25 protein-coding genes and 1 pseudogene are annotated in these 23,778 nt (G+C 71.3%); 10 read left to right on the top strand and 16 right to left on the bottom strand.

The window, feature by feature from the left end; all coding sequences use genetic code 11:
- Positions 1-32 precede the first annotated feature (32 nt).
- Positions 33-557 (top strand): SRPBCC family protein, encoded by a 525-nt coding sequence (locus JM949_RS00780; protein WP_203146526.1) that lies wholly within the window; start codon positions 33-35, stop codon positions 555-557.
- 13 nt (positions 558-570) lie between these two features.
- Here JM949_RS00780 and JM949_RS00775 read toward each other — a convergent pair whose 3' ends face one another.
- Complete coding sequence (locus JM949_RS00775; RefSeq protein WP_203146525.1) at positions 571-1,278, bottom strand: DUF2786 domain-containing protein; 708 nt, start codon at positions 1,276-1,278, stop codon at positions 571-573.
- Between the two features lie 124 nt (positions 1,279-1,402).
- On the opposite strand from JM949_RS00775, the gene JM949_RS00770 reads away from it, so the two are divergent.
- Entirely contained in the window at positions 1,403-1,843 is a 441-nt protein-coding gene (locus JM949_RS00770) for a hypothetical protein (RefSeq protein ID WP_203146524.1), read from the top strand.
- Between the two features lie 58 nt (positions 1,844-1,901).
- Here the strand turns inward: JM949_RS00770 and JM949_RS00765 are convergent, their stop codons facing one another.
- Entirely contained in the window at positions 1,902-2,291 is a 390-nt protein-coding gene (locus JM949_RS00765; protein WP_203146523.1) for a hypothetical protein, read from the bottom strand.
- Between the two features lie 156 nt (positions 2,292-2,447).
- On the opposite strand from JM949_RS00765, the gene JM949_RS00760 reads away from it, so the two are divergent.
- On the top strand, positions 2,448-3,791 hold the full coding sequence (locus JM949_RS00760; RefSeq protein WP_203146522.1) for an ABC transporter substrate-binding protein: 1,344 nt from the start codon (positions 2,448-2,450) through the stop codon (positions 3,789-3,791).
- Positions 3,792-3,856: 65 nt separating this feature from the next.
- Here the strand turns inward: JM949_RS00760 and JM949_RS00755 are convergent, their stop codons facing one another.
- A complete protein-coding gene (locus tag JM949_RS00755) occupies positions 3,857-4,600 on the bottom strand; it encodes an enoyl-CoA hydratase/isomerase family protein (protein ID WP_203146521.1) in 744 nt (247 codons plus the stop codon).
- Positions 4,601-4,708: 108 nt separating this feature from the next.
- A complete protein-coding gene (locus tag JM949_RS00750; protein WP_203146520.1) occupies positions 4,709-5,566 on the bottom strand; it encodes a 3-hydroxyacyl-CoA dehydrogenase family protein in 858 nt (285 codons plus the stop codon).
- A gap of 177 nt (positions 5,567-5,743) precedes the next feature.
- On the opposite strand from JM949_RS00750, the gene JM949_RS00745 reads away from it, so the two are divergent.
- Positions 5,744-6,031: a hypothetical protein gene (locus tag JM949_RS00745; RefSeq protein WP_203146519.1), complete on the top strand. Its 288-nt coding sequence runs from the start codon at positions 5,744-5,746 to the stop codon at positions 6,029-6,031.
- 49 nt (positions 6,032-6,080) lie between these two features.
- Here JM949_RS00745 and JM949_RS00740 read toward each other — a convergent pair whose 3' ends face one another.
- Entirely contained in the window at positions 6,081-6,860 is a 780-nt protein-coding gene (locus tag JM949_RS00740) for a class I SAM-dependent methyltransferase (RefSeq protein WP_203146518.1), read from the bottom strand.
- A 54-nt stretch (positions 6,861-6,914) separates the two neighbouring features.
- On the opposite strand from JM949_RS00740, the gene JM949_RS00735 reads away from it, so the two are divergent.
- Positions 6,915-7,304: a PPOX class F420-dependent oxidoreductase gene (locus tag JM949_RS00735; protein ID WP_203146517.1), complete on the top strand. Its 390-nt coding sequence runs from the start codon at positions 6,915-6,917 to the stop codon at positions 7,302-7,304.
- Between the two features lie 76 nt (positions 7,305-7,380).
- On the opposite strand, the gene JM949_RS00730 is transcribed toward JM949_RS00735, so the two are convergent.
- Entirely contained in the window at positions 7,381-7,590 is a 210-nt protein-coding gene (locus JM949_RS00730; protein WP_007073996.1) for a BldC family transcriptional regulator, read from the bottom strand.
- A gap of 250 nt (positions 7,591-7,840) precedes the next feature.
- Positions 7,841-8,680, bottom strand: a complete 840-nt coding sequence (locus tag JM949_RS00725) for a hypothetical protein (RefSeq protein WP_203146611.1) — start codon at positions 8,678-8,680, stop codon at positions 7,841-7,843.
- A 192-nt stretch (positions 8,681-8,872) separates the two neighbouring features.
- Between JM949_RS00725 and JM949_RS00720 the strand changes: the two genes are divergently transcribed.
- Positions 8,873-9,955: a Glu/Leu/Phe/Val family dehydrogenase gene (locus tag JM949_RS00720; RefSeq protein ID WP_203146516.1), complete on the top strand. Its 1,083-nt coding sequence runs from the start codon at positions 8,873-8,875 to the stop codon at positions 9,953-9,955.
- Between the two features lie 301 nt (positions 9,956-10,256).
- Positions 10,257-10,472: a DUF3073 domain-containing protein gene (locus JM949_RS00715; protein ID WP_030332207.1), complete on the top strand. Its 216-nt coding sequence runs from the start codon at positions 10,257-10,259 to the stop codon at positions 10,470-10,472.
- 137 nt (positions 10,473-10,609) lie between these two features.
- Here the strand turns inward: JM949_RS00715 and amcA are convergent, their stop codons facing one another.
- The 5 genes from amcA to JM949_RS00690 form a co-directional block, all read right to left on the bottom strand.
- Positions 10,610-10,837: a multiple cyclophane-containing RiPP AmcA gene (gene amcA, locus JM949_RS00710; RefSeq protein WP_203146515.1), complete on the bottom strand. Its 228-nt coding sequence runs from the start codon at positions 10,835-10,837 to the stop codon at positions 10,610-10,612.
- Positions 10,806-11,909: a cyclophane-forming radical SAM peptide maturase AmcB gene (gene amcB, locus JM949_RS00705; protein WP_305070577.1), complete on the bottom strand. Its 1,104-nt coding sequence runs from the start codon at positions 11,907-11,909 to the stop codon at positions 10,806-10,808. Before amcB ends, amcA begins: the two co-directional genes overlap by 32 nt.
- Before the next feature lie 131 nt (positions 11,910-12,040).
- Positions 12,041-13,195 carry a phosphoribosylformylglycinamidine cyclo-ligase gene (gene purM / locus JM949_RS00700; protein WP_110562795.1) on the bottom strand — a complete coding sequence of 385 codons (1,155 nt, stop codon included), beginning with the start codon at positions 13,193-13,195 and terminating at the stop codon, positions 12,041-12,043.
- A gap of 59 nt (positions 13,196-13,254) precedes the next feature.
- Positions 13,255-14,793 (bottom strand): amidophosphoribosyltransferase, encoded by a 1,539-nt coding sequence (purF, locus tag JM949_RS00695; protein WP_203146513.1) that lies wholly within the window; start codon positions 14,791-14,793, stop codon positions 13,255-13,257.
- 167 nt (positions 14,794-14,960) lie between these two features.
- A complete protein-coding gene (locus JM949_RS00690) occupies positions 14,961-15,314 on the bottom strand; it encodes a sterol carrier family protein (RefSeq protein WP_309231946.1) in 354 nt (117 codons plus the stop codon).
- Between the two features lie 161 nt (positions 15,315-15,475).
- On the opposite strand from JM949_RS00690, the gene JM949_RS00685 reads away from it, so the two are divergent.
- Entirely contained in the window at positions 15,476-17,407 is a 1,932-nt protein-coding gene (locus JM949_RS00685) for a carboxypeptidase regulatory-like domain-containing protein (RefSeq protein WP_309231945.1), read from the top strand.
- A 232-nt stretch (positions 17,408-17,639) separates the two neighbouring features.
- On the opposite strand, the pseudogene JM949_RS00680 reads toward JM949_RS00685, so the two are convergent.
- The 4 genes and pseudogenes from JM949_RS00680 to purS form a co-directional block, all read right to left on the bottom strand.
- Positions 17,640-18,454, bottom strand: a pseudogene (locus tag JM949_RS00680) (2-phosphosulfolactate phosphatase).
- Positions 18,399-21,038, bottom strand: coding sequence for a phosphoribosylformylglycinamidine synthase subunit PurL (gene purL / locus JM949_RS00675; RefSeq protein ID WP_203146511.1), 2,640 nt, complete (start codon positions 21,036-21,038; stop codon positions 18,399-18,401). The pseudogene JM949_RS00680 and the gene purL overlap by 56 nt, the downstream one beginning before the upstream one ends.
- Positions 21,039-21,144: 106 nt before the next feature.
- Positions 21,145-21,828, bottom strand: a complete 684-nt coding sequence (gene purQ / locus JM949_RS00670) for a phosphoribosylformylglycinamidine synthase subunit PurQ (protein WP_203146510.1) — start codon at positions 21,826-21,828, stop codon at positions 21,145-21,147.
- The gene (purS, locus tag JM949_RS00665) at positions 21,825-22,088 is read right to left on the bottom strand and encodes a phosphoribosylformylglycinamidine synthase subunit PurS (RefSeq protein WP_030491392.1); all 264 of its coding nucleotides are present in this window, start codon (positions 22,086-22,088) and stop codon (positions 21,825-21,827) included. Before purS ends, purQ begins: the two co-directional genes overlap by 4 nt.
- Before the next feature lie 356 nt (positions 22,089-22,444).
- Here purS and JM949_RS00660 point away from each other — a divergent pair, with 356 nt between their 5' ends.
- Positions 22,445-23,128: a S1 family peptidase gene (locus tag JM949_RS00660; protein WP_203146509.1), complete on the top strand. Its 684-nt coding sequence runs from the start codon at positions 22,445-22,447 to the stop codon at positions 23,126-23,128.
- Positions 23,129-23,150: 22 nt separating this feature from the next.
- Positions 23,151-23,714, top strand: a complete 564-nt coding sequence (locus JM949_RS00655; protein WP_203146508.1) for a YbjQ family protein — start codon at positions 23,151-23,153, stop codon at positions 23,712-23,714.
- The last annotated feature ends 64 nt before the right edge of the window (positions 23,715-23,778 follow it).

Here is a 23,778-nt window from a genome sequence, read left to right as displayed (position 1 = left end):
CACCCGGGCATCAGCCGGTATGGTCCGGGCCTATGGGACAGGAAATGACTGATCCGGCCGAGTTCCGGCAGGACGTCGACCGGTTCTCCTTACGGTGCAGCCTCCTCGTCCCGGGCTCCGCCGAGCACGCGTTCGCGGTCTTCACCGACGAGCTGACCGACTGGTGGGTCATCGAATACACCTGGTCCGGCCCGGATGCCCTCGTCGAACTGGGCATGGAGCCGCGAGCCGGCGGCATGCTCTACGAGATCGGCCCGTACGGCTTCCGCGCCGACTGGGGCCGGGTGCTCACCTGGGACCCACCGCGCCGGCTGGTTTTCGTCTGGCAGATCGGACCCGACCGGGCCCCGGTGCCGGACCCGGCCCGAGCCAGCGAGGTCGAGGTGCTGTTCCACTCCGAGGGGCCGGAGCGCACCCGGGTCGAGCTGGAGCACCGGCACTTCGACCGGCACGGTGAGGCCGCCGAGGGCTACCGCAAGGCGCTCACCGCAGGCTGGCACGAGCTGCTGACCCGCTACGTCGCCACGGTGTCGGGCCACCCCACCACCTCGGCCTGAGCGGCCCGCCGGGTCACCGGCCGAGTCGCCGATCAGTGCCGAAGCTGGCACCAACGCCCCGACCACCCAGGTGCGCCCGTCGACCCGCCTCCGCTCCCGAGCCGAAGCCGGTGCCGCCCAGCCTTCGCGGCGGTGCGGTGCGTAGCCGCGGGTATTCCTCGGTCAGCCGGCGCTGCACCCGGTCGGATCGGTCGGCCAGCACCAGCGCCACCGACGGTGTGCCCGACTCGCTGGCCGCCGCCGTCTCGGCCGCCCAGAGCCGGCCGCCGATCACCTCCGCGAAACCGGCCAGCCAGGAGCGGCGGAAGGCGGCGGGGTGGTCGTCCGCGGGCACCTCGGTGCCGGCCAGGCCGTGCGCCGCCTGTACGAGCAGTGAGGTGAAGAGCAGGTCGACCCGTTCCAGGTCGCTGGCGAAACCGAACAGGTGCGCGACGAAGCCGTTGCCCTGCCGCCGGCGTACGCAGCGGCAGCGCAGCGGCTCGGCGACCGCGGCAAGCAGGCCGACCTTGTCGCGGGCGTACGGGGCGACGATGTCCAGCACCCGGTCGCCGACCGGGTCGGTGGTCGGGTCCTGGGCGGCGAGCAGCGCCCGGTCCACGCCGTAGCGGGCGATCAGCTCGGTCGCCTTGGCGGTGAACGCGGCCGACTCGGCCGGCGTGCACGCCGGATCCTCGGCCTGGGCCAGCAGCTTACGGACCTTGCTGAGCATGGCCTCGGACATGCCTACAGAGCTACCACACGGGCCGGACAACAACGGGCCGCGTCGGCATTGATCGATACGTATCATCGTCACGATCAATGATCAGTCCAATACGGAAGGTCAGTTAACAGTTCTGGAGGCACGGATGCCACGTCCGACCGCTCGCCTGCTCGCCGTCGCCACGGCCACCGCGCTGCTCTTCGCCGGCACCCCCGCCCAGGCGGCGGAGACCGCACCGATCACACCGGCCAACCCCGGGACGAACGCCTTCGCCCCGCTCGCCACCTGTTACGGCGGGGCGGTCCGGTCGTACTTCGAAACGGGCCGCTACGGCGGTTCGGCCGGTCAGTACCGCACCACCACCCGCTGTCGCGACATCAACGTCCGCAACGCGAGCGTGTACGCCACCGAGGCGTGCGTGATCTTCGTCGACAAGACCGGTGCCTGCAACTACTGGACCTACCTACCGGCCAACTCGGGCTGGATCACGGTGGCGACAAACGTCCGGGACGGGGTCAACTTCCGGGTCCGCTTCGAGAACCTGCGCTACGAGTACGAGCCGCTGATCGCGTACCACGCGTTCTGAACACCCCCGCGCGGTCGCGGCGTCCGCCCCCCGACGGACGCCGTGACCCGGCGGCACCTCACCCGGCGCGGCTGCGCAGGGTGGCGATCGTCGAACCGGCGAGGGTGAGCAGGCAGTCGGGAAGCTGCCCGTCGGCCGCCGCCGCGCCGAACAGCGCCTCCCCGGTCGGTTCGTCCTGGTTGGCGTACGCGCTGACGAAGCGGGCCACCCAGCGGGCGTCGTACCCGGCCTGCTCGATGCCCGGAAAGTCCAGCGCCGCCCCGCTGGCCGCCGGCACGTCACCGAGCATCGTCGCGGCCAGGCACCAGGCGACCCCGTACGCGCCGCTCAGGCCGGCCCGGTCGACGACCGCGTCGAACGCCCCCACCACCGCGTCCCCATCGCCGGCCAGCGCCGACTGGAGCACGGCGGCCGCATCGTCGAACGTCTGCTGTGGTAGATCGGTCACCCAGCGCACAGTAGGACGGGCGGTCAAGCCCGCCGAGCGGTCGTCACTCTCCGTATATAACGCGAGTTACCTGCGCATTACCACACCTCCACGGTCCCGCCGCAGGCGTCGGCACGCTAATGTGCGCAGCGGACCTTCGCCGGAGGAAGGACGACCATGTTCGTATCACGCCGCTCGCGGGTAGCCACACTGGCCACCTGCGCGACGATCCTGCTTGCCACCAGCGCATGCGGGGATGACAAGGCCAAGGAGGCGAGCGCCCAACAGGTGCGCCTCTACGGCACGGACGGCAACATGCTCAACTCCTACCCCGCGGAGCTGAAGGAGCGTGCCAGTCTGGTCAACGGGATGAAGGGCACCACGCCACTCGTCCCGCTGCCGGACGACTTCAAGAGCCGGCTCAAGGTCGTCAATCCGGCGTTGACGGACTACGTGTATTCCGCCGAGACGTACGACGCGGTGGTGATCGCCGTGCTCGCCGCCCAGTTGGCCGGCAGCACCGACCCGGCCGCCATCGCGAAGCAGATCGTCGCCGTGACCAACGACGGGCAGCGCTGTGAGGACCCGGCCAGCTGCCTCGCGCTGTCCCGCAACGGGCAGGACATCGAGTACCGTGGCGTGTCGTTGAGCCGGGCGGGCTTCACCGACAAGGGCGAGCCGGCCACCGCGAGCTACGCGACGCTCACCTTCGACGGTCAGCAGATCAACGACGGCAAGACCGAGTTCGTCGGCGCGGGCATCGAGTCGGCGGCGAGCACCAAGGCGCCGCCGAAGCCGAAGAAGCAGCGCCCCGGTGCAGACCCCGACCAGGAACCGCTGAAGCTGGGCGGCCTGCTGCCGAAGACCGGTGACCTGGCGATCGCCTACCCGCCGATGGCCGCCGGCGCGGCGCTGGCGATCAGGGAGGTCAACGCCGCCGGTGGCGCACTGGGCAAGCCGGTGACCTGGGTCGACGGCGACGACGGGACCAACCCCGCGGTGGCCAAGGCGACGGTGGCCAGGCACGTGACGGCCGGCGTCAGCGTGATCATCGGCGCGGGTGGTTCGGGTATCTCCCGGGCGGTCCTGCCGGACGTGGTGCAGGCTGGGAAGATCCTCTTCTCGCCGTCCAACACCGACAGCGGCCTGACCGACGCGGACGACGAGGGCCTGTACTTCCGCACCGCCCCGCCGGACAGCCTCCAGGGTCGGGCGCTGGCCGACGTCATCCTCCGTGACGGGTCGCAAAAGATCGTCATCGTCGCCCGGAAGGACTCCTACGGTGAGGGCCTCCAGGCCACCGTCCGTGCGGAGCTGGAGAAGGCCGGTGTCGCCGGCGACCGGCTCAAGCTGCTGACGTACGAACCGCCCGCCGACGCCAAGGCGGCCCCGGTCGACTTCAGCGGTGGCGCCAAGGAGATCAAGGACTTCGGCGCGGACGCCGTACTGATCATCGGCTTCGGTGAGTCCGCCCAGGTGATCCGTGGCCTGGCCGACGCCGGGGTGCAGATCCAACAGTAGGCAGCAGCGCAGCCGACAACGGCCGCACCGGCATCGCGCCGGTGCGGCCGTTCCGGTTTCCGCAATCAGCGCGACCGGCGGCGGTCCAGGAACTCGGTCATCCGCCGGTGCTTCTCCTCGTCCTCGAAGAGCACCGCCTGGCTGACCAGGTCGAGCTGCGGGTGCGCGGCCGCGGGCGCGTCCACCGCCAGCTTGGTCAGTCGCAACGCCAACGGTGAGCCCAGGGCGATCTCGTCCAACAGCGCGTGCGCCACCCCCGGCAGCTCCTCGGGCTCCGCCACCACCCGGTTCACCAGGCCGATCCGCAACGCCTCGGCGGCGTCCACCCGCCGGCCGGTGAAGAGCAGTTCCTTGGCCCGACCCTCGCCGACCAACGCGGGCAGCCGGTGCGTCGCGCCGGCGCCGGCCAGGATGCCCAACCGCACCTCCGGCTGACCGAAGACCGCCCGGGCCGTGCAGACCCGCAGATCGCAGGCGTACGCCAGCTCCGCGCCACCGCCCAGCGCCGGGCCGTCGACGGCCGCCACGGTCGGCATCGGCAGCGCCCGGATCCGGGCGAAGGCGGCCGAGTTGATCGCGGCGAGCGCGTCCGTGCGATCCCGTTCGCGGAGCTGGCCGATGTCGGCGCCACCGGCGAAGATACCCGCCGTGCCGCCGGTGAGCAGCAGCAGCCGGGGACGCGCCTCCAGCTCGGCACAGACCTGGTGCAGTTCGGCGATCAGGTCGGCGTCGATGGCGTTGCGCTTCTCCGGCCGGTCCAGGGTGACCACCAGCCGGTCCGGCCGCTCCTCGATGCGCAGCCCGCTCACCGTGCCCGCCTCTCGTTCGCGACTGCGGGGCTCGCAGGCTCACTCCTCGCGCTCACTGGGCCCACCTTCCGTTTGCGACTGCGGGGCTCGCAGGCTCACTCCTCGCGCTCACTGCTTGACACCGCCGTTCCACAGGTAGAAGCCGTGCCCCGACTTCTTACCCAGCCGCCCCTGCGCCACCATCTCCGTCAGCAGCGGCGGCGGCGCGAACCGGTCCCCGTACGCGGCCTGGAGGGTGCGGGCGATGTCCAGCCGTACGTCGAGGCCGACCAGGTCGGTGAGTTCCAGCGGACCGATCGGGTGCCGGTAGCCCAGCACCATGGCCTTGTCGATGTCCGCCGGGCTGGCCACCCCGTCGGCCACCATCCGGATCGCCTCCAGCCCGAGGGTGACCCCGAGCCGGGAGGTGGCGAAGCCGGGCAGGTCGCGTACGACCACCGGGTCCTTGCCCAACCGGCCGGCGAGCGCGACGGCCGCGGCGGTGGTCTCCTCGGCGGTGGCCGGGCCCACCACGATCTCCAGCAGTGTCATCGCCCAGACCGGGTTGAAGAAGTGCAGGCCGAGGAAGCGCTCGGGCGCGTCCAGTTCGGCGGCCAGCTCGCCGATGGCGATGCTCGAGGTGTTGCTGCCCAGCAGCGCCGGGCGCAGCGCGGCGGCGTCCCGCAGCACCGCGCGCTTCAGGTCGAGCCGCTCCGGCACCGCCTCCACGATCACCTCGGGTTCCGGAGCGACCTCGGCGAGGGTGGGCCGCAGCGTCACCCGCTGCCGGTTCGTGGCGGCCTCGTCGGCACTCAGCTTGCCGCGCTGCACCGCCCGCTCCCACAGCTCGGCGAGCCGGTTCAGCGCGGTCGCGCCCCGGGCCTGGTCCACCTCTACCAGCTCGACCGCGTGCCCGGCACCGGCCGCCACGTACGCGATGCCGAGCCCCATCGTGCCGGCACCGACGACCACGAAACGATCGCTCATCACGCCTCCCTGTCCCGCCCGCCGGCACGCGGGGTCACCGCAGCACCGACCCGGGTGTTCCGACCGCTCCGTTCACTCATGGTGCGACCCTATTCAGCACGGCGACCCGGCCCATGCGTGGGGGAGCGCGGGTTCGGGTACTGACGGCCTGTCAACCGAGGGAAGGACCGCATCGACATGAGCCAGGCACCGGAGAGCGTCACCGACACCGAGACCGTGGAGACCCGGGGCGACGAGCGGGTCGAGCTGCTGCGCGCTGACACCAACAACGACGGCCAGACCGACGTGTGGGTGGTGGACACCGACGGCGACGGCAAGGCCGACCTGTTCCAGTTCGACACCGACGGTGACGGCAAGGTGGACATCACCATGGTCGACATTGACGAGGACGGCACCCCGGACGAGGTCGTCGACGGCGACGGCGGTCTCCCGCCCGAGCAGCTTCCCCCGACCGTCCAGGTCTGAGCGGTACGGCGGCCTCCGCGCTCGGCCGGTTCGGGCGCGGGGCCGCCGGTCAGTTTTCGAGGCGGAGGGTGGCGAGGTAGTAGGGCGCGTCGCGGTCGTCCACGTCGATCAGCCGCCAGCCGCTGCCGTGCACCAGCTCGGCGAACTCGTCGGCCGAGCAGACCAGGTAGTCGAACCACTCGGTGCTCAACTCCCGGTAGCGCAGCCGCAGCCGCAGCTGGCCCCCCAGTCGGCCACGTCGACGGTTGCGCTCGTGGTAGCCGGTGTGCACCGGGTCGCGGGTGCCGTAGGGGTCGGTGCCGTGCGCGATGATCCGCGCCCCGGGTCGGGCCAGCGCGGCGAGCGCGGTCAGCAGCCCGGGCGCCCGCTCCCGCCCCTCGAACAGTCCGAGGTTGTTGCCGAGCAGCAGGAATGTGTCGTAACGCGCGCCGTCGGCCAGGTGCGTGTCGACGGTGCCGTGCACCAGTCGCCGGACACCGCGACGCCGGCTCACCGCCAGCGCGCCCGCCGAGGTGTCCAGCCCGGTGACCGGTACGCCGCGCTCCTGGAGCAGCAGCGCGATCCGGCCGGCGCCGGTGCCGATGTCGAGCGTCTCGCCGTGGGCCAGGTCGACCGCGCGGTGGTCGTACGGCTGCCAGTCCGCCGGCCCGTCCAGGTAGTGCGCCGCCGGCGCGCCGTTGATCAGACCGTCGTCCCGTTCGATGATCTCGATGACCGGTCGGGGCAGTCGACCGCCGACCAGCGGTCGGGGACCCACCCCGGTGGCCACGGCGAGCGTGTCCCGCAGCAGCTCACCGACCACGTCACCGATTTGAGGCTGTACCGTCACGACGTTCACGCTATCCGGCCACTCAGCGGCCCACAGCGGCCGTATCCTGGCGGCGTGACCATGCTGGACCGGCTGTCGGCTGAGAAGTACATCCTGCTCACGACCTTCCGCAAGGACGGTCGGGCGGTGCCGACCCCGGTCTGGTCGGTACGCGACGGTGACGCGTTGGCGGTCTGGACCCGGGCCGACTCGGGCAAGGTGAAGCGGATCCGGCACAACGGTGCGGTGACCGTCGCGCCCTGCGACGTGCGCGGCCGGCCACACGGCGCGGAGGTGCCGGCGCACGCGACGATCTACGGGGGCGGCGACACCGGTCGGGTCCGCGACCTGCTCAAACACAAGTACCGCCTGATCGGCCGCCTCAGCCTGCTGGGCAGCCGGCTACGTCGCGGCGAGGGCGGCACGGTCGGCATCCGGGTGACGTTGACCGAGGGGCAGCGTTGATCCTGGACCGGGTCGGGCATGGAAAGGGGCGGCGGATCGAGATCCACCGCCCCTGACCGGAACTATCGGTGCCGGCTCAGTCGCCCTGCCGCTGCTGCGGGATCTGGCCCTGCAACAGCGCCCTGACCTCCGACTCGCGGTAGCGACGGTGGCCGCCCAGGGTGCGGATGGCGCTGAGCTTGCCCGCCTTGGCCCACCGGGTCACCGTCTTCGGGTCGACACGGAACATCGACGCCACCTCGGCCGGTGTGAGTAGCGGCTCTGGTTCGTGCGTTCGCGATGCCATCGGTCACTCCTCCACATGTATAGACATCGGCCGGGGTCCCGCCGGCCGACGCGTCTCCCATGGTCCGGCTAGTCCCCGATGTCCGACATGGGCCGAACGGATGAAGGTCCCTAGACGGACGGATGAACCATGCCCGATTTTTACGACTTTTACACGGCAGAAAGTACCTTATTCGGACTCATGATCACGGTTCGTGATGCGTCAACTACGAGTGCACTTCACCTTGGGAGCGCTCCAAGGTCGATATGCCCTAGTTGCACCGCTCCAGCAGCTGCACCGCGCGCCACCGGGCCACCAGCTTGTCGTACGCGGCGGACGCCTCCTCGGCCTCGCCGCGCGACAGCCCCGCGAGGCCGCCGGCAACCAGCTCGGGCGAGTCGTCCGCGGCGAGGGTCTCGTCGGAGAGCAGGTCGACCAGACCGCCGTAGTCCAGCTCGACCACGGACCGCGGGTGGAACTCCTCCAGCCAGCGGGCCGCCTCCTCCACCGCCTCGGTGATCGGCGCCTCGCCCACCGACTTGCGCAGCACCGACAGCGCCCGCGACGAGCGGCGTCGCGCCTTGGAGATCTCGGTGCGGTAGCGCAGTGCCCGTCGGCCCGGCTGGGTGACCAGGTCCCGCTCCGTCGGGTCGAAGAGCACGAACCACCGCAGCGGTACGCCCCAGGTGGCGATCTGCTCGTGCACGCGGGGCACCCCGTGCTCCAGCACCCGGGCACCACTGCGCCAGTCGTCCACCACCGCCCTGGCCTGGCCGGCGAGCACCGGTGGCACGAAGGCGTCGGCAAGCACCGGAGGCACCCCGTCCCGGGCGCTGAGCGCCGCCTCAGCGACCCGGATCCGCAGGTTCCACGGGCAGACCAGCAGGCTGTCGTCCGTCTCCAGGACGTACGCCTCCTCCGGCAGGTCCGGCAGCCGGGTCCAGCCAGCGCCCAGCGCCTCGATCACCGCCGTCCGCTGCCGGCCGGGCCCTTCGACCGGGGCGACCGCGCGCCCCTCCGAGACATAGCGGCGCCAGTAGCTCTGCCGGTCTCGGTCGAAGGCGGCCAACGGTTCGTACACGCGCAGGTAAGAAGCGAAGAGCGACGGCACCGCGCGATCCTCCCACGAACCGCAGCCGTACGCGGCCAGCGGCCGGAGCACGCGCGCCGTAACGTGGGACGGCGGTGGCGCGTCGACGCCGGCACGGCGGCCGATACTAGGCTCGATCACACCGGCAGCATCCCCGCCGGGGTCCACCAGGTCCGCGTCCCACAAGGGCGCACACCACCGTAGGAGCCAGCCATGGGCGTATTCGCGAGCACCGACGACCCGGTATCCACCGGTCACGAGCAGGTCGTGTTCTGCCAGGACAAACAGAGCGGCCTGAAGGCGATCATCGGGATCTACTCCACCGCGCTGGGGCCGGCGCTCGGCGGCACCCGCTTCTACCCGTACGCCAGTGAGGACGCCGCGCTCGCCGACGTGCTCGACCTGTCCCGCGGGATGGCGTACAAGAACGCGCTCGCCGGTCTGGACCTCGGCGGCGGCAAGGCCGTCATCTGGGGCGATCCGGAGCAGGTCAAGAGCGAGGCGTTGCTGCGCGCGTACGGCCGCTTCGTGGAGTCGCTCGGCGGCCGCTACTACACCGCCTGCGACGTCGGCACCTACGTGGCGGACATGGACGTGGTGGCCCGGGAGACCAGCTACGTGACCGGGCGCAGCGTGGAGCACGGCGGCGCGGGCGACTCGTCGATCCTCACCGCCTGGGGCGTCTTCCAGGGGATGCGGGCCGCGGCCGAGCACGTGTGGGGCACCCCGAGCCTGCGGGGTCGGCGGGTTGGCGTGGCCGGCCTGGGCAAGGTCGGCAAGTACCTCACCGGGCACCTGCTGGAGGATGGCGCCGAGGTGGTCGCCACCGACGTCAACCCGAACGCGCTGGCGTGGGTCCGCACCAACCACCCGCAGGTCACCCTCGTCGACGACTCCAGCGCGCTGGTCGCCGCGGACATCGACGTGTACGCCCCGTGCGCGCTGGGCGGGGCGCTGAACGACGACACCGTGCCGGCGCTGCGCGCCAAGGTGGTGGCCGGGGCGGCGAACAACCAACTCGCCCACCCGGGCATCGAGAAGCTGCTGGCCGATCGAGGCATCCTCTACGCCCCGGACTACGTGGTCAACGCGGGTGGCGTCATCCAGGTGGCCGACGAGATCGAGGGCTTCAACTTCGACCGGGCGAAGCTTCGGGCGACCCGGATCTACGACACCACCAGCGAGATCCTGCGCCTGGCTGACGCCGAGGGCGTGCCGCCGGCGGTGGCCGCCGACCGGCTGGCGGAGCGGCGGATGGCGGACGTCGGGCGGCTTCGCGCGATCCACCTGCGCTGAGCGTTCCCGGAGGCGGATCGACCGGATCCGCCTCCGGGCCTCCTGCGCCGACCCGCCTCGGTAGGCTGAGGCGGAGTCGATTTTTTGCGTGGTTTGTCCGGTGTCATGGGTGCCAAACGTTCCGCTCCTTACCCGGTACACTGGGTGACGGCCGGATCGACGCGACGCGCAGAGCCGGCCGACGGTAACCCGAGGTGCCGAACGGTGGCATCCCCATGTACCGTAAGAGCCACGAGAGATGCCTGACGTCATCGGGGCCCGCCTTCGGGCTGCCCCGCATTCTGTGCGAGGGGGTCGAGCCATGGGGCGCGGCCGTGCTAAGGCCAAGCAGACGAAGGTGGCCCGGGAGTTGAAGTACCACTCCCCGAACACCGACCTCACCGCCTTGCAGCGCGAACTGGCGGGTGCTGGTAAGTCTGAGCACCACTTCGACGACGACTCTAAAGAGTTCGTCGACGACGATGATGAGGATCACGCGGACGACGACCCGGATCCCTGGGTCCGTCCGACCCGCTGACCTCTCGACGCAGCTGAGCACGCGGCAACCCCCGCGTGCTCACGCACGTTCCGTGCAGGTGTAGTCGCCGACGATCAGGGGCCTGGCCCGACCGGAGCCACTCCGGCCGCTCGACAGGCCCCTGACGACGGCGGCTTTCAGCGCGGTCGGTTGTTCCAGTTGTAGAACGTCGGGATGTTCTCGAAGTGGTTCCACGCGCAGACCGCGCTGGCACCACCCCCGCCCGGCACCTCCGAGCGCAGCCGCCGTGCGTTCTCGGCCTCCTGGAGCAGCGCGACGAGCGCGGGAGCCGCCTCCCGTACCCGTTCGGTGACTGCGTTGTCCGCTTCGTGTTCACGCCGCCGGTGACTGGTGGTCTCGGGCATGCTCCAACACTCCCTCCAATAGGCGGATCTTGCTGTTGCGGCAGTGCTCGGTCTCCGTACCGTCAAAACGCCCCAGCTCGAAGTACCGGTTGGCCGCGTGGCCACCGCCACAGAAGCCGAAGTACGGGCAGGAGGCCCGGCACGCCTCCACCCCCGCCAGGAACTCCCCGACCCACGGCGTCGCCGCCGCACCGCCGAGGATCTCCGCCAGTGGGGTGGTCAGCACGTTGCCGCTGCTGAAATCGCCGTAACGGGGGTCGGTGAAGCCGGCCAGCTCCGGGGAGAGCACGACCACCGAGCCGTCGTGACCGATCGTCGGAATCGGGTCCAGTTGGCGGGGCAGCACCGCGTCCGCCGAGTTGTCGAGCACCGCGGCGGCGTACCGCAACGACCACTCGACCTCGCGGAGATGGATCCGGGGCTCCCGGCGCCACGCCGCGACCAACTCCGCCCAGAAGGCGGTGACCGCCGACGGGTCATGGCGGTTGTCCCGGGTGTTGACCCCTTCGGTCTCCTCGATGTTGATGCCGAGCACGTCGCAGCCCAGGTCGAGGAAGTAGTCGTACAGCTCGGTGGCGAGCCCCGGCTCCGGCCGGGACACCACGGCCAGCGCGGAGAAGGACAGACCGCGGCGGCGCAGCATCGTGACGCCGCGCAGGATCCGGTCGTACGCCGGCTGACCGCCACGGTTGACCCGGTCACCGTTGCGGGCCCGGGGCCCGTCCACGCTCACGCTCACCCGCATCTGGTGCCGGGCGAAGAAGTCACACCAGTCGTCGTCGATAAGGGTGGCGTTGGTCTGCACGTGGTGCTCGACCTCAGGCCCGAACGGCGCCATCAGGTCGGCCAGGTGCGCCCGGCCGGCCGCCAACGGCTCACCGCCGTGCCACACCACGGAGAACCGGCCAGCCGCGGCCCAGGGGTTGACCGCCTCCGCCACCGCCTCGGCCACCGCCACCGACATCGGCCGGTCGACCGCCCGAAACGGCAGGTAGCAGTACGCGCAGTCGAGGTTGCAGAGGGTGGTCGGCTGCATGACGACGTACGACGGGACGGCGGCCAGGCCGCGCATCCCGCTGAACGACTGTCCCCGAGCAGCCATCGCCCTCCTCCGCCATCCCTGAAGGGTGCCCTTCAGGCTAGGCGGCGATGGCCACTCGGGTGAAGCCCTGATCAGGTGCCCGTACGATCACCAAGAAGTGATCATCCCCGGGTGTGCTGGCCGACCATCTGCACGTTGCCGGTGCCCTCGATGATTTCGCCGGCCTGCCATGCCTCGACCCCACGGCCGGTCAGCGTGGCCAGCGCCCGGTCGGCGTCCTCGGCCGACACGATCGCGAACATGCCGACACCCATGTTGAAGGTCGACTCCATGTCCTGGTCGTCGATCCGACCCTTTGACTGGATCAGGTCGAAGATCGGCTGCGGCTTCCAGGTGGACCGGTTGACCACCGCGTCGACGTGCTCGGGCAGCACCCGGACCAGGTTGCCGGGGATGCCGCCGCCGGTGATGTGCGACAGCGCCCGCACCTCCGCCTCGGCGATCAGCTTGAGGCAGTCCTTGGCGTAGATCTTGGTCGGGGTGAGCAGCTCCTCGCCGAGGGTGCGCTGCCGACCGAAGTCGTCGATCACGATGTCCAGGCGCATCCGGGCCGCGCCGAGCAGCACGTGCCGGACCAGCGAGTAGCCGTTGGAGTGCAGGCCGGACGAGCGCATGGCGATCACCACGTCGCCGACCTCGACCCGATCGGGGCTGAGGATGTCGGCCTCCTCGACCACCCCGACGCCGGTCGCGGAGATGTCGTACTCGTCCGGGCGGAGCACGCCGGGGTGCTCGGCGGTCTCCCCGCCCAGCAGTGCGCAGCCGGCGTAGCGGCAGCCGTCGGCGATGCCCGCGCCGATCTCGGCGACCTTGTCCGGCACGACCTCGCCGGTGGCGATGTAGTCGAGCAGGAACAGCGGCTCGGCACCGCAGGCCACCAGGTCGTCCACGACCATGGCGACCAGGTCGATGCCGACCGTGTCGTGGATGTCCATCTGCTGGGCGATGACCAGCTTGGTGCCCACCCCGTCCGTCGAGGACGCCAGGATCGGGCTCTTGTACTTCTTCGTGTCCAGCCGGAACAGGCCGGCGAACCCACCGAGGTCACCAAGCACCTCGGGGCGGCGGGTCTGGCGCACCTTCGACTTGAGCAGCTCCACCGCGCGGTCGCCCGCGTCGATGGACACCCCGGCGTCGGCGTACGAGACCGAGCGTTTGCGCGCCTGACGGCCAGCGCCGGCCGTCCAGGGCTGGCGGTCACCACCGGCGCCGGTCGGGCTGCTTCCTGCGCCGCTGCGCTCGGACACGTGCGTCACGGTTCTCCCCTTTGGTTCTCGGTGCCGCGCCGGCGGTGGCCGGGCCGCGCCGGTTGGTGCTACGGGCGGTTTGCGGTAACGCCACCCGGAGTGGCGACGGACGAGCCGTTGGTGTGCGGGGCCTCCGGCGTCGAGTTCGCGACCCGTCGGCCCACCCCTTCGAGCACGTGCTTGCCGATCAGGTTGCCGGCCGGCAACTCGATCGGGTACTCCCCATCGAAACACGCCCGACACAGCCGGGTCTTCGGCTGCTCGGTCGCGGCGATCAGGCCAGGAAGCGAAACGTAACCCAGCGTGTCGGCGCCGATGGAGCGCCGGATGCCGTCGTTGTCCAACCCGTTGGCCAGCAGCTCCGCCCGGGTGGCGAAGTCGATGCCGTAGAAGCACGGCCAGCTGACCGGCGGGGAGGAGATCCGGACGTGCACCTCCAGCGCGCCCGCCTCCCGCAACATCCGGACGATGGCGCGCTGGGTGTTGCCGCGCACGATCGAGTCGTCCACGACCACCAACCGCTTGCCCCGGACGTTCTCCCGCAGCGGGTTGAGCTTGAGCCGGATGCCGAGCTGACGCAGGGTCTGCGACGGCTGGATGAAGGTGCGCCCCACGTACGGGTTCTTCATCAGGCCGGCGCCGTAGGTGATGCCGGAGGCTTCCGCGTACCCGATCGCGGCCGGGGTGCCCGACTCGGGCACCGGGATCACCAGGTCGGCCTCGACCGGGTGCTCCTTCGCCAACTGCCGACCGATCTGCACCCGCGCCGCGTGCACGTTGCGCCCGGCGATGGTGGCGTCCGGGCGGGCGATGTAGACGTACTCGAAGAGGCAGCCCTTCGGCTCCGGCGCGGCGAACCGGGTGGAGCGCAGCCCGTTCTCGTCGATCGCGATCAGCTCGCCCGGCTCGACCTCGCGGACCACGCTGGCGCCGACGATGTCCAGTGCGGCCGTCTCGCTGGCCACCACCCAGCCGCGCTCCAGGCGGCCGAGCACCAGCGGACGGACGCCGTGCGCGTCGCGGGCCGCGTAGAGCGTCGACTCGTCCATGAAAACGAAGCTGAACGCGCCGCGCAGTTGGGGCAGCACCTCCAGCGCGGCCGCCTCGACCGACAGGTCCGGTCGGCCGGCGAGCAGCATCGTCACCAGGGAGGTGTCGTTTGTCGAGCCGTCCGCGATGAGGCCGCGCTCGGCGACCTCCTTCTCCAGCTCGGCGGTGTTGACCAGGTTGCCGTTGTGGGCCAGCGCGATGGTCGTGCCCGAGGTGGTCGAGCGGATCGTCGGCTGGGCGTTCTCCCAGTTCGACGCGCCGGTCGTGGAGTATCGGGCGTGCCCGATCGCCAGGTGACCGCGCAGACTCGCCAGGGTCGGCTCGTCGAAGACCTGGGCCACCAGGCCGAGATCCTTGTAGACCACCACACCGGAACCGTCGCTCACCGCCATGCCCGCGGCCTCCTGGCCGCGGTGCTGGAGTGCGTAGAGGCCGAAGTAGGTCAGGTTGGCGACCTCTTCGCCGGGGGCCCAGACGCCGAAGACGCCGCAGGCATCCTGGGGGCCAGGTCGTTGGGGGTCAAGGTCGTGGCTCAGCCGGCCGTCGCCTCGGGGCACCTACCGCTCCCTCATGCTGGTCTGGACCGGCCGGGCGGGATCAAGGATGGATCCGCACTCCGCTGCCGGGACCACTGTCGTCGCCTGACAGTGTACGCGAGTCGCCGTCGATACAGAAAGTCACGATTCCTGCGCGAAGCGTTACGGTGAGTAGGACATCCGGTTGACTAGAGGGGCAGGTAGGCCGAGAGGTCCGCGCGGTTCCCACTCACCTGAAGGCGACCCTCCGTGACCGCCTGATCCCAGTCGAGCCGCCCGGTGGCCAACTCCAGCCAGGTATCCGGGGCCATCTCGACCACATTTGGTGGATTTCCTCTGGTGTGTCGAGGTCCCGGTACGCACTGGATCGCACCGTATGGTGGGACACGCACCTCCACCGATCGGCCGGGGGCGCGCTCCGCGAGGACGGCCAACAACGACCGGACCGCCTCTCGGAACACCGGCCGTTCGGGCGTACGCCCCTCGTCGAGCGCCGACAACGCCGCTACAACGGCGGCGGACTTACTGTGCGGAGAGGACACGACGGGACGATACGACCCCCAGGCCAGACACCGGACGCTGGCCCTGGGTCGCGCTGACGCAGTCGGACAAGGCATAGTTGCCGACGGCGTATTCGTACCGTGATGATCCCCGGCCCGGCGCCCCGCCGGTCAGAGGGAAGTCAGCCCGGAAGGCGGTGGACGTGTCAACACACCGACGTGCCTGGAAGCAGCGGGCCGGTGTGGTCGTAGCGCTGGTTGCCGGCGCTCTGCTCGCCGTCCCCGCCACACCGGCAATGGCCGCAGACGTCGACGTTTCCCCCGGCTCGGTCACCGTAAACGCCGGCAGCGACGCCACGATCACCGTGCGCGTCACCGGGGGTGACGACGACGAGTCGGCGAAGGTCAGTCTCTCCGGCCTGCCGTCCGGCGTCAGCTGCGCCAGTGGCTGCGGCGATGTCAAGCTCTCCGGCGGCGGCCTGGGAACCAGCCCGAAAGGGTCGGTGCTGGTCCGGATCGCGGCCAGCGCCAACGCTGGCGACGCGACCGCGACCATCACGGTGGCGGTCGAGGCCGCTTCGGGTCCAGACACCGCCAACGTTGCGCTGACGGTGAAGGGCAAGGCCGCGCCGCCGCCGCCGCAGAACCAGACGGTACGGTCGATCTCCGGCAAGGTGATCTCGCAGGCCGACAGCAAGGCGGTCGCGAACGCGGTGGTCATGCTGCGGGACAGCACCGGCCGGCAATTCGACACCACAAGCGACGGCAGCGGCAACTTCCGGTTCAACGGGACCACCGAGAAGCCGATCGCGCCCGGCCGGATCGACCTGGGTGCCTCCTTCGACAACGTGGTCAACACCAAGACCATCAACGCTGCCGCTGGGCAGTCCCTCAGCGGCCAGCGGATCAGCCTCGCGCTCAAGGTCGAGGTGACGCCCTCCGCGACCCCCTCCGCCACCCCCGAGGCCACGCCCACCGACGAGGCCCTTGAGGAGGGCACCGAGGAGGAGCCGAGCGAGGAGGCCAGCCCGGGTGCCGCGAACAACGCCTCGAACAACGAGGACAGCGGCGGTGGCTTCAGCTCGTACCTGATCATCCTGCTCGGTGGCCTGCTGGTGGCCGCCGGTGTCGGCACGATCGTGCTGCTCTGGATGAAGCGCAAGGAGAACGGCGACGACGACGCCCCGGCAGAGGCTGGTGGCGGCGGTGTGGTGCCGCCGGCGCGAGGCGGGTTCCGTGGCGCGGACGACCAGACCAGGGTGGTCGGCGGTCGGCCCGGCGGCGGCGCGGACCCGACCATGGTCGGCGGTGCGGCGCTGAGCGAGGCACCGACGATGATGCACCGCCCGGTGGTCGACGACGTCCCGCCCGACCCGTACGGCGCTCCGGCGCCGGCGTACGGCGGCGCGGGTCAGCAGGGCTGGGGCGGTGCCGGCTACGGCGACGAGCCAGCGCCTGGCGGTTACGGTGCCGGTGGCTATGGCAACGCGCCCGCGTCGGGTGGCGGCTACGGCGCTCCGGCCGGCCCGGCCGGCCCGGACGGCGGCTACGGCGCTGGCGCGGCCGGTGACGGCTACGGAGCCGCACCCGGTTCCGGTGCCGGCTACGGTGCGCCGACCTCCGGCGGTGGTTACGGCAACGATCCGGCCGCCGGTGGCGGCTACGGCAGCCGTGACTACGACGCTCCGGCCGGGACCGCCGCCTACCCGCCGGCTCCCGCTGGCGGCGCGGCCTACGGCGAGCGGTACGACGAACCAACCGGCCGGTACACCGGTGACAGCACCCAGTACCCGGCACCGGCCGACCCGTACGCCACCGGCGTCTACCAGCCGGAGCAGGGGCAGGGGTACGGCCAGCCCGACCCGGCTCCGTACGGCGGTCGCGCGGCCGAGCCGACCGCGGGGTACGGCGGCGCCGAGTCCGGCGGTTACGACCAGGGCGGCTACGGTCAGCCCGCCGGCGGCGGCTACGACCAGGGCGGCAACTACGGCCAGGAGCCCCCGCAGCAGCGCGGCGGCGGCTACGACGAGCGCGGTTACGACCAGGGCGGCTACGGCCAACAAGCCGGCCGAAACCGACCGGACACCCCGCCGACCGAGCGGGGCGGCCGACGCCTCGACTGGCTGGACGACTGACCCCACCACAGCACATGAAAACGCCACCCGGATCTCCGGGTGGCCGTTTTCGCGGCAAGACCCACTCGCGATCAATGAAGTCGGGCCATCCCGCAGACCTGGATACCCCGATTTCCTGGAAGCCGAGTTGATCACGGAGTACGGGCCGCCGAATGCGGGCGGCCGGCGCGGCCGGACGGCCCGAGCGGCCGGCGCGGCCAGACGGCCCGAGCGGCCGGCGCGGCCCGAGCGGTCAGGCGGCGGAGAAGACGCCCTGGTGCAGCACCGGCACGACGTCCGACACGCCGATCCGGACGGCGATGTCCACGTCCCCGGCGAAGCCGTTCTCGGTCAGCTCCCGCCCGGAGACGCTGCCCCGCACCGCGGCCGGCACATCCGGCGTGCTCGCCAGCGCGGCGAGTGCCATGGCCGCCTCCACCGAGAGCCCACCGGGCACACCGGAGAGCGCGTCCAGGACGGAGGCGGCACCGAGCTGGTCCTCCACGGACGGGCGCAGCGAGCCGTCCGGCCACCGCTCCCCGGAAGCGATCACGCCGATCGGAGCGTCCACCGTGCCGTACCCCTGGCGGCGCAGCCAACGCCCGACGGCCCGTGCGTTACGCAGACAGCCCGCGACCACCGGCAGGCCGGTGCGCTGGCGGCGGCGCTGATGGCGGAGCCGTTCGGCGAGGGCAGCACCAGGTCCGCCACCACGGGTGCGGTGCTCAGCGCGGCGGGCGAGAGCGACCACGGATGGGCCGCTGTCACCTGCCGCCGACCGACCGCGGCGACCGCCCCGACCCGCACGGCGTACTCGGCGGCCTGCGCACCCCACGGAAACGGGTGCACCCGCATGCCACGGGCGAGCGCCACCTCCACGGCGGTGGTGAACGACAACACGTCCACCACCACCAGCGCGGCACAGACCCGACCGAGTTCGGCAGCCCCGGTCAGCCCCCAGTCGAACCGGGCGCCGGAACCGGGTTGGCCGTAGACGGTGGCCGCCACCGCCTCAGCGCTCGTCAGGCGCCGGTTCGGTGACACCGGAGTCAGACTCGGACACCGCACCGGACCGCTCGGAGCCGATCGGCTCGACCGCGCCGGTCTCCGGGGAGGGCCCCGAAGAGGCGATCGGCTCGGAGACCACCTCGGCCGGGTCGACCGGCTCGGCCGGGTCGCCCGGCAGCGGAACGGCCTCGACCGCACCGGCCACGCCGGCGGCCGGCGCGGGCACCTCGACGGCCGCCGAGCCGCCGAACAGGCGGGGCAACGTCTCGGTGTGGGCGGCGCGCAGTTCGTCCAGCTCGATCCGGAACTGGCCGTGCACCTCCAGCGCATTGCCGGACGGGTCGGTGACGCCGATCAGCTCGAACGGCACGCCCCGCTCGGCGCAGAGCGCCGCGAACGCCTTGTCGTGACCGCGCGGAACCGACACCAGCGCCCGCGTGGCGGACTCGCTGAACAGGTAGACGAACGGCATCGAGCCCTCGGCGAACTGCTCCGGCACGGCGATCCGGGCACCGACGCCGCGACGCAGGCAGGACTCGACCAGGCTCTGGGCGAGGCCCCCGTCGGAGAGGTCGTGTGCCGAGCTGAGGTGACCGACGCGGGCCGCCTCGGCCAGCAGGTCGGCGAGCGCCTTCTCCCGGGCGAGGTCGACCTGCGGCGGGATGCCGCCGAGGTGCTCGTGCGTCACCCAGGCCCACTCCGAGCCGGACAGCTCGACGTTCGTCTCGCCGAGCAGGTAGAGCTGGTCGTGGTCGCCACCGGCGCGCGGCACGAAGCCCATCGGCACCCGGTTGGCGACGTTGTCCAGCACGCCCAGCACGCCGACCACCGGGGTCGGGTGGATGGGCGCGGCGCCGGTCTGGTTGTAGAAGCTGACGTTGCCGCCGGTCACCGGGATGCCGAGCTCGAGGCAGCCGTCCGCCAGGCCGCGCACGGCCTCGGCGAACTGCCACATCACGCCCGGGTCCTCCGGCGAGCCGAAGTTGAGGCAGTTGGTGACGGCGATCGGCTTCGCGCCGGTCACCGCGACGTTCCGGTACGCCTCGGCCAGGGCCAGCTTGGTGCCGTTGTACGGGTCCAGCCGGGTGTAGCGGCCGTTGCCGTCCACCGACAGCGCCACGCCGAGCCCGGTCCGCTCGTCGATCCGGATCACGCCGCCGTCCTCCGGCTGGGCGAGCACCGTGTTGCCCAGCACGTAGCGGTCGTACTGCTCGGTGACCCAGGTCTTGTCGGCCAGGTTGGGCGACGCGATCATGCGCAGCACGGTCTCCCGCAGCGCCTGCGGGTCGGCCGGGCGGGGCAACGTCTCGGCCCGGTCGGCCTGGAGCAGGATCAGGTCGGCCGGCTCCCGCATGGGCCGGGCGTAGACCGGGCCGTCGTCGACGAGCGAGCCCGGCGGCACGTCCACGACCAGGTGGTCCTGCCAGGTGATCAGCAACCGGCCCGGACGGCCGTCCGGCTCCGGGGCGGTGACCTCGCCGATCGCGGTGGCGAGCACGCCCCACTTCTCGGCGGTCTTGAGCACCGCGTCGAGCTTGTCCGGCTCGACGACCAGCAGCATCCGCTCCTGCGACTCGCTGGCCAGGATCTCGTGCGGGTCCATCGAGGGCTCGCGCAGCGGCACCCGCTCAAGCCAGACCCGCATGCCGGTGCCGGCAGCGGCGGCGGTCTCGGTGAGCGCACAGGTCAGCCCGGCACCGCCGAGGTCCTGGATGCCGACGACCAGTTGGCCGTCGTACAGCTCCAGGCACGCCTCGATCAGCAGCTTCTCGGTGAACGGGTCGCCGACCTGCACGGCGGGGCGGCGCTGCTGGCTGGCCTCGTCGAAGGTGGCGCTGGCCAGCACCGAGACGCCGCCGATGCCGTCGCGACCGGTCTTGGCACCCATCAGAACGACAACGTTGCCCGGCCCGGCGGCGGCCTTGTTCTGCAGCCGGTCGACCGGCAGCACGCCCAGGCAGAGCGCGTTCAGCAGCGGGTTGCCCTGGTAGGAGGGGTCGAAGACCAGCTCGCCACCGATGTTGGGCAGGCCGAGGCAGTTGCCGTAGCCGCCGACACCGGCGACCACGCCGGTGAGCACCCGGGCGGTGTCCGGGTGGTCCGCGGCACCGAAGCGCAGCGGGTCCATCACCGCGACCGGGCGGGCGCCCATGGCGAGGATGTCCCGGACGATGCCGCCGACGCCGGTGGCCGCGCCCTGGTACGGCTCGACAAAGCTCGGGTGGTTGTGCGACTCGACCTTGAAGGTCACCGCCAGCTCGTCGGAGATCCGCACGACGCCGGCGTTCTCGCCGATGCCGGCGAGCAGCCGGTCGCTGTGCGGGGCCTTCTCACCGAACTGGCGCAGGTGCACCTTGCTCGACTTGTAGGAGCAGTGCTCGCTCCACATGATCGAGTACATGGCGAGCTCGGACTGCGTGGGCCGGCGGCCGAGGATCTGCCGGATCCGGTCGTACTCGTCGTCGCGCAGACCCAGCTCGGTGTACGGCTGAAGTTCGCCGGGGGTGCCACCGGCACGCGGCACGGTGTCCACGCCCTCGGTCCAGACGACGGCGGCCGGCGACGCCGGGTTGGGCTCGGCCGGCTGCGTCGGGGCGGTGTACGCCTCCGGGGTGTCCCGCACCGGATCCGGATGGGTGGTCATGACCTCTCCTCGCTGCGCTGGTGCCCGCCGGAGTCGCTCCTCGCACTCACGGCACCACTTCTGGTTCGCGACTGCGGGGCTCGCGGAACCGGCTCACTCCTCGCACTCACGCTGGCGCCCCGACCAGGTGCTTGAGGGCCGACGTGAAGAAGCCGAGACCGTCGAGCGAGGGGCCGGTGAGCGCCTCCACCGCGTGCTCGGGGTGCGGCATGATGCCGACCACGTTGCCGGCGGCGTTGGTGATCGCGGCGATGTCGCGCTGGGACCCGTTGGGGTTGCCGCCGACGTACCGGGCCACCACGCGACCCTCGGCTTCGAGCTGGTCCAGCGTCGCGGTGTCCGCGACGTAGCAGCCCTCGCCGTTCTTGACCGGGATCAGCACCTCCTGGCCGGGCTGGAACGCGTTGGTCCACGCGGTCCCGGCCGACTCGATGCGGAGGACCTGGTCCCGGTTGCGGAAGTGCAGGTGCTGGTTTCGGGTGAGCGCGCCGGGCAGCAGGTGCGCCTCGCACAGGATCTGGAAGCCGTTGCAGATGCCGAGCACCGGCAGGCCACCCTGCGCGGCGTCCACGATCGTCTCCATCACCGGGGCGAACCGGGCGATGGCACCGCACCGCAGGTAGTCACCGTAGGAGAACCCGCCGGGCAGGACGACCGCGTCCACGCCGTGCAGCTCCGCGTCGCCGTGCCAGAGCCGGACCGGCTCGGCGCCGGCGATCCGGACGGCCCGGGCCGCGTCCCCGTCGTCGAGCGAGCCGGGGAAGGTGACCACACCGACCCGGGCGGTCACGAGCGGGCGTCCGCGGTCTCGTCGGCCTCGACCAGGCGGACGGTGAAGTCCTCGATGACCGGGTTGGCGAGCAGTTTGTCGGCAATCTCCCGAGCACGGTCCAGGTCCGGTTCACCGGTGAACTCGATCTCGATCCGCCTGCCGATCCGAACCGAGGCGACATCACCGACGCCGAGCCGGGGCAGCGCGTTTGCGACGGCCTGGCCCTGCGGATCGAGGATCTCGGGCTTGAGCATGACGTCGACGACGACGCGAGGCACTGGGCACTCCTGACTGTGTACGCAGTTGGGTGCCGACCCACAACGGGCGAGCGCAGCCAGCGTACCTGGCAGATACCGCCACGGACGCACCGGCCGGCCGCAGTTCAGGCAGTGATCAACATTACCGACGCCCAAGGCGACCCGCCAGGCGCGAAAGGTGACCCGAGCAGGGCATTCAAGGCGCAGCAGGTGGCCGAATCGTTACATTGATCAATCTCAATCGGAGGCTTGATAACGATCACGGCGGGCTCTACTGTACATCGACGTAAGTCGATTGGGCGTCGGCGGGAACCCCCGCTGCCGCCCCTTCCCGCACCCGGCGACCCCGGGCCCGCCCCGTCCAAGGAGTCCACCCGATGCGCATCCGCCCCCTGCTCGCCCTGCTCGGCACCGCGATGATCGGCGTCTTCGGCGCCTCATCCGGAGCCGTCGCCGCCCCCGCCGGCCCGCAACCCATCATCGGTGGTGACACCGTCTCCTCCGCGCCCTGGGCCGCCGCGGTGCTCAGCAACGGCTCGTTCACCTGCTCCGGAAGCGTCATCGCCCCGCAGTGGGTGCTCACCGCCCGGCACTGCATCAGCGGCACCATGTCCGTCCGGGTCGGCAGCGTGAACCGCACCTCCGGCGGGGTCACCCGTACGGTCAGCGCCACCTACACCCGCAGCGACCTCGCGCTCATGCGGCTCTCCAGCGCGGTCAGCACCTCGACGGTGACCCTGGCCAACAGCAACCCGCCGATCAACTCCACGAACTCGATCTACGGGTGGGGCATGACCTGCTACAGCGGCTGCTCCGCGTCGACCGTGCTGAAGACCGCCACCGTCCGGGTGACCAGCAACAGCGTGACCGACGCGTACGGCGGGCAGGCGATCCGCAGCACCAGGATCAACGGCAACGCCTGGCGTGGCGACTCGGGTGGCCCGCAGTTCTACAACGGCCAGCAGGTCGGCGTCGCCTCCACCGCCGACGGGCAGAGCATCCAGAACTACGGCAGCGTCGCGTACAACCGGGCCTGGATCACCGCGACGGCCGGTGTCTGACGGTTAGCGCCGCGGCGCGCGGATGGTCGGTCCCGTGCCGGCCGTCCGCGCCGCGCCGTTTTGCAGCATCCGATCAGGTGAACAAGGCACCCGATCGGGTCACGCCACTCCTGACAGCATCAGAAACGTGCTGGTCGTGACGACGGAGCAACTACCTGGGTACGAGATCCGCCAGGTTCTCGGTGAGGTGGTGTCATCGATGGCCAGGACGCGCAACCCGTACCGCGAGGGTGTCAAGAACCTGCGCGGTGGCGCGTACGACCCGATGGCCCCGGACAACCTGACCCGGTGGCGCACCGACTCGGTGGCCCGCCTCGGCGAGGAGGCGCTACGACTCGGCGCGAACGCGGTGATCGGCATGCGCTTCGACAGCCGGGACTGCGGCGAGATGTGGATGGAGATCTGCGCGTACGGCACGGCGGTGGTCGCCGTACCCAAGATGCCCGAGGTGATGCCACCCGACCAGCCGGCGGTGGCGGCGGGCAGCACGCACGAGGCGGGCTTCACCGAGTCGCCAGGCGGCATCGCCGAACCGGCCAGCGCCCCCAACCTCCGCACCGCCGCCGAAACCCCCACCGGCGACTAACCCCCCACCCCACCGCGTTGATCATGAAGTTGTTGCCACTCCGACCGGCGTGTCCTGGCGATAA

Source organism: Micromonospora tarensis (assembly GCF_016803395.1).
Lineage (GTDB): Bacteria > Actinomycetota > Actinomycetes > Mycobacteriales > Micromonosporaceae > Micromonospora > Micromonospora tarensis.
Note: the sequence above shows the minus strand (reverse complement) of the source record. Positions and strands in the feature narration are given on the sequence as shown.